At 44.2% G+C, this 5646-nt stretch carries 2 protein-coding genes; both read right to left on the reverse strand.

Going from position 1 to position 5646, the window contains the following annotated elements; all coding sequences use genetic code 11:
• The coding region (locus tag L3V43_RS23480) for a condensation domain-containing protein (RefSeq protein WP_237117523.1) at positions 1-475 on the reverse strand (475 nt) is incomplete at its 3' end.
• 4 nt (positions 476-479) lie between these two features.
• On the reverse strand, positions 480-5627 hold the full coding sequence (locus L3V43_RS23485; RefSeq protein WP_237117522.1) for a non-ribosomal peptide synthetase: 5148 nt from the start codon (positions 5625-5627) through the stop codon (positions 480-482).
• Positions 5628-5646 lie beyond the last annotated feature (19 nt).

Below are 5646 nucleotides of genomic sequence, written 5' to 3' on the forward strand. Positions count from 1 at the left end.
CTTCACCACAATCAACCAAATTCACCACTTCTACCGTCACCGCTCGGGCTGGCATTACCCGCTGCATACACACTCCATCGTGGGCTTCGAAACAGGTTCTTAACGCCTCGTGGCGGGCAACTATTTGAGTTAGACTGGCTTCTATGGCTGCAATATCCAGTACCCCATCACAGGCCAGTGCTGCTGCAACATTATAATGTTGACTGCCTTCTAGCTTATCGATTAACCACAGCCGTTGTTGTGAAAATGATGCTGGGATCGCACCACTGCGATCTATGGCACACAAGGGGATACTCGCCACTGACCTCCCTTGCTGCTTTCTCTCAAGAAAGTGCAATAACTGTTCTTTGTGCGTTTTTACTTGCTCTGCTAACTCAGCAGTCATGGCACCTTTTGGTGCTTTCACCTTTAAAGTACCGGAGTCAGAAGATAGCTGAATATTTTTTTGTTGTAGTTGATTAAGCAAATCAATCATTGGGTTAAAACTCCATTTCTTCAAAGGCCTCACTATCCGCCTCTAGCTCCTGCTGTTCTGAGCTATACTGGGACTGTGTTGCATCAATAAACTGTGCTAATTCTTTGATTGTTTGGAAGGCAAACAGGTCTGCAATTTCAAAAGGGTAATCCCAGTGCGATTGGACACGATCGAGGATACTCATGGCATGAAGCGAATTTCCGCCTAGAGCAAAGAAAGACTGCACGGTACTGAGGGGTTCTGTGATACCTAAACACTCTCGCCAGACTTCCTCTAGAGCAACTTCTGTTGCCGTATGTGCTGGAACATATTCAATCTGAGGCTGGGCCGTCACCATGCTGTATAGTGCTTTACGGTCAAGTTTGCCGTTAACAGTGACTGGTAATTCAGTCAATGCGATATAGGTTGCAGGTATCATGTAGTTCGGTAAGGTAGATGCCAGCAACTTAGGTATCACAGCTGAAAGTTCAGCACTGTCCAATGATGTAACACAGAATGCGATAAGCTGTTCACCAGCTTGTAACTCCTGCACACTGACAAATGCTTCTTCCACTTCATCACAGCCTGCAATCGCAGCTTGGATCTCTCCTAGCTCTACACGCAAACCACGGATTTTAACTTGATGATCTAAACGACCAAGGAACTCCAGAGCTCCACATTCTAAACGACGGACCAAATCGCCCGTGCGATAATATCTCTGCTGAGAACGGTTTGCTAAGCTCACCGTAATAAATTTCTCCGCAGTGAGCTGTTCCTGCTGAAAGTAACCTCGAGCCAAGCCAATCCCAGATATGAGTAACTCTCCTGGAATACCGATAGGCTGCTCAGCAAAATCCGGACTCACTACTACACAGTTAATGTTATCAATAGCATAACCAATGGGAACACTCGGGGCCGAGGTGGTTTTACTACAATCCCAATAACTTACATCTATTGCTGCTTCTGTCGGGCCATATAAGTTATGTAACTGAGCGGATGACGCTCGTATAAACTGTTCTCGGTGATCGCGCGTTAATGCCTCACCGCTACAAAATACCTGTTTCAGTGTTTGGCATTGCGATAACTCTGCATGCTGCATAAATGCTTGCAGCATTGAAGGTACGAAGTGACAATGAGTAATGCCTTGTCGCTGTATCAACTCTGCTAGATACTTAGGCTCTTTGTGACCCTCGGGTTTAGCTAGAACAATACTTGCGCCAACGGTCCAAGGCCAAACAAACTCCCAGACCGAAACATCAAAACCATAAGGCGTCTTTTGCAGCACTTTATCACTGGCTTTCAGTCCATATTGCTTTTGCATCCACAGTACACGATTCAACAAGGCTTGATGCTCAACCATCACCCCTTTTGGTTGTCCTGTTGTACCTGACGTAAAAATCATATACGCAAGATTTGTCGAGCTTAATTCAAAGGTACTAGGAGTCGTTGCTCTATACTGGAAGAGAGTATCTAGCGTCGCTTCGCTATCGATCACAGTCACTTGATGTGATTGCAAACACTCAGCTTCCGCTAAGTGCTGTTGGGTCAATACTTGTACATCACCCAGCTGGTCTAAGATTGCACTACTGCGCGCGTCCGGCATACTCGGGTCAATAGGTACATAAGCGCCACCCGCCTTTAACACCGCCAAAATTGCAATAACCATGCTACAGTGACGTTCAAGATACAAAGCCACGAAGGATTCTTGCATTACTCCCTGAGCCTGTAGCAAACGAGCCAATCGGTTCGCTGCCTGATTTAACTGCTGATATGTCAACGTTTCTTGAGTATCAAGAACGGCGATGCTGTTAGGTGTTACCTGTGCAAAGTGGTCAACATATTGATGCGGTAGTAAAGCTAAATTGTGGGAACAGAAAGTATCATGTTGCTGCGCCAGTAAATGTTGCTCAGACGTCGATAACAGTGAAATTTCACCCACACCTCGACCATCCGCAAGCTGAGAAAAGATGGCATCAAGATGATGTTGCATTTGCGCTATGGTGTTATCGCTGAAACGCTCTTTACGATATCCCAATGTAAGCTGTAAGTGTTCATTATCATTCACAATAAAAGTCAACGGCACAGCACTATACTCTGCCGTCTCACTACTATTGATAACAACATCGCTGGTATTATTCGCTACACTGCTATTGCTCTCAGTAGGATAATTCTCAAACACTACGATACTATCGAACAACTCAACCTCTGCGGCAATCGCTGTTTGTTGCCGGATCTCTGGCAAAGTTAAAAAGCCGTGTTCTTGACTTTGCAACTGGCTTTCATGTAACTGCTTAAGCTGAGCTTTAAGATCCGTTGATGGAACAAAATCAACTTTTACAGGTATGGTGTTTATGAATAACCCAACCATCTTTTCAATGTTTTGTACCTCAGATGGCCGACCTGAAATTACAGTACCAAACAATACTTTTTGATCGCCACTGTAACGCTGTAACAAGTATCCCCAAGCCCACTGTATGACAGCATTGAGAGTCACCTTGGCTTCACTGGCAAGTACTCGTAGCTTTTGCGACAGACTCGTACTTATTTGCCATTGTCGCTCAACATAGCCTGATTGAACGTCTAAATTTTGGCTTTCTAACAATGCGGTGGGCGAGTCAAAGTCATGCAAGTAAGTATGCCAATAGTCAAGAGCACTTTGCTTATCTTTACTCTGCAACCAATCATAGTAACCATCCAGTGGGATCGGTTTCGGTAACGATAAGGGTTGCGAGTTAGCAAAAGACAAATAGCTTTGCAATAGTTCTTGGTAAACGGTTTGCAGACACCAACCATCTAAAATTAGGTGATGATGTGTCCAAAGTAATTGATGCTGCATGGAGCCATAGCGCACGATAGTAACTCTATGCAAAGGCGCTTCATTGAGTGGCATTGCCATTTCTCGGTCTTGCTCACGCAACGTGATAAATGCGCTGTGGCGCTGCTCATCACTCAAGTCGCTCCAATCTAAAAAGCGCACAGGAACTTTAATATCTGGTGCAAGCACAAAGCGATAAAGGCTACTTTTTTCTATAGCAAAGCCGCTTCGCAATATTTCATGCCGATTAGTCACATATTGCCATGCTAGCTCCATCGCCTTGATGTTCAATTCGCCACTGATTTGATTTACAACTTGGGTTAAGTAGGCTTTTTTATCAATTTGACTTTGAAAGAATATTCCATGCTGTAATGGTGTTGCAGGAAAGATATTAATGAGTGTACCAAAGCGTTTCTGCCATTCATTAAGCTGAGATTGTTGTAATTCGACATGAGGGACATCAGAGGTTGTTAACATCGGCATTCGGCCTTCACAGTGATTAGCAATATCCTGCAACGCCATAGCTAAATTATTTTTAAGAGCAACCATAGTCTCTGGACTAAACTGCGCAACACTATAGTCAATCATCAAATGCAGTAAGCCTTCACTCACTTGGCCATTGATCGCAATAGCAAACTCCCGTAAAGCTTGCTCGTGTAGATTTGACCCCATACTTTCATTAGCGAGAGAAAAATCCCCATGCTCGTGCTCTGCATTTATCTCAATTTGTCCAAGATAGTTAAATAGCACAAAAGGATCCGCTTGTTCAAAATGCGAACACTCAGAAGTTTGGGAGTAGTATTTTAGTGTTCCAAAGCCAACGTTCGACTCAGAAATAACCCTACGCCGTTCTTTTACAGCAATAATTACTTCTGTAAGCCCTGTGCCCTCTGAACTAAGTAATAGTGGATAAAGTGAAGTAAACCAACCTACTGTTTCACTGAGATCCACATCATCAGAGATAGGATCTCGACCATGGCTTTCCAGTGCAACTGCGACTTGCGATACCGCAAATGTTTGCTGTAGCGCTAAATACAGCCCACTTAACAATAAATCCTCTACTTGCGTGCGATAAGCTTGGTTTGCACTTCCTAGGAGTTGACGAGTTACTGAGTGGGTAAGCTGTAGCTTAACGATTTCACTTTCACTGCGTAAACAGGGCTCTATTTCACTCTCAGATAAAGCCATCATGGTATTTTCAGCGGCTAATTGGGCAAGCCAAAAGACTTGTTGCGCTTGGAAATCGTCGTAATGAAGCGCTAAGGTATCACTCCACTGCCTTATAGATGAGGTTTTTGCTGGTAACCGAGGTATCTCTTGGCGTTGATGCTGACACCAAAGACGCTGTAAATCTTGTACCAAAATTCGCCAAGAAACACCATCTACGACCAGGTGATGCGCTACAAGTAACAACCGAGCTTCACTTTTACCTGAGATTAAGACTGCTTTAAATAACTCACCTTTTGAAATATTAAACCCAGACTGTGCTGCAGCAGCAATTTCAGTTACGGCCTCAGCCGACCAATCAGCAACGAAAACATTCTGTACAACCCGATTAATATCAATTTGTTCAAGCGCAATAAACTCGCCCATCCACCCTATTGATTTGTGAGTAAACCGTAATCTCAACGCGTCATGCCTATCAAGTAAACATGAAACTGCTTGCCTTAGAAAACCTTGCGATAACTCAATAGGCACTTGTAATAAGATAGACTGATTATAATGATGTACAGCCGCCCCTTTTGAGCGTTGTAAGAATCTCAATTGAATAGGTAAAGGCCTAAATTCTCCGCTTAGGGGAGATTGTTCAGCACTCACTTCTTTACTTGCTTTAACCACCAATGCCTGATCAGCAACCGTAGGTAACTGCATAACTTCTTTTAAAGTTATATGGAGCCCCACTTCCCGAGCCATAGCAACCAATTGAATTGCTATAATTGAATCCCCTCCTACGGTAAAAAAGTGGTCATTAATACCAATCGCGTCGTTTTTGAGCAATCGCTGCCAAATGAGTAATAACTGCTCCTCTGTGGCATTTCTTGGTGCTATAAAGGCCTCGAGCTCAGTGTTGCTATGCAATTGTTTTAGCGCATTTTTGTCAATTTTACCGTTCGGGGATAGCGGCCACTGTGATACCGCAATGTAGCGACTTGGCAGCATGTACTCTGGTAGTAATGCCCGTAGATACTCACGTAGCTGCTGTGCCAAACCCGTCGCTTCTTCTGTTCGGACGTAAGCCTGTAACTGTGACTCTCCTGCCTCTTCTACCACTAACACTAGCGATTCTATTACTGCATCATGGCTATTTAGGTGATGCTCTATTTCCCCAAGCTCAATACGAAAACCTCGTAACTTCACCTGCTCGTCAACGCGCCCT

The sequence above is a fragment of the Pseudoalteromonas sp. L23 genome (genome assembly GCF_021728455.1).
Lineage (GTDB): Bacteria > Pseudomonadota > Gammaproteobacteria > Enterobacterales > Alteromonadaceae > Pseudoalteromonas.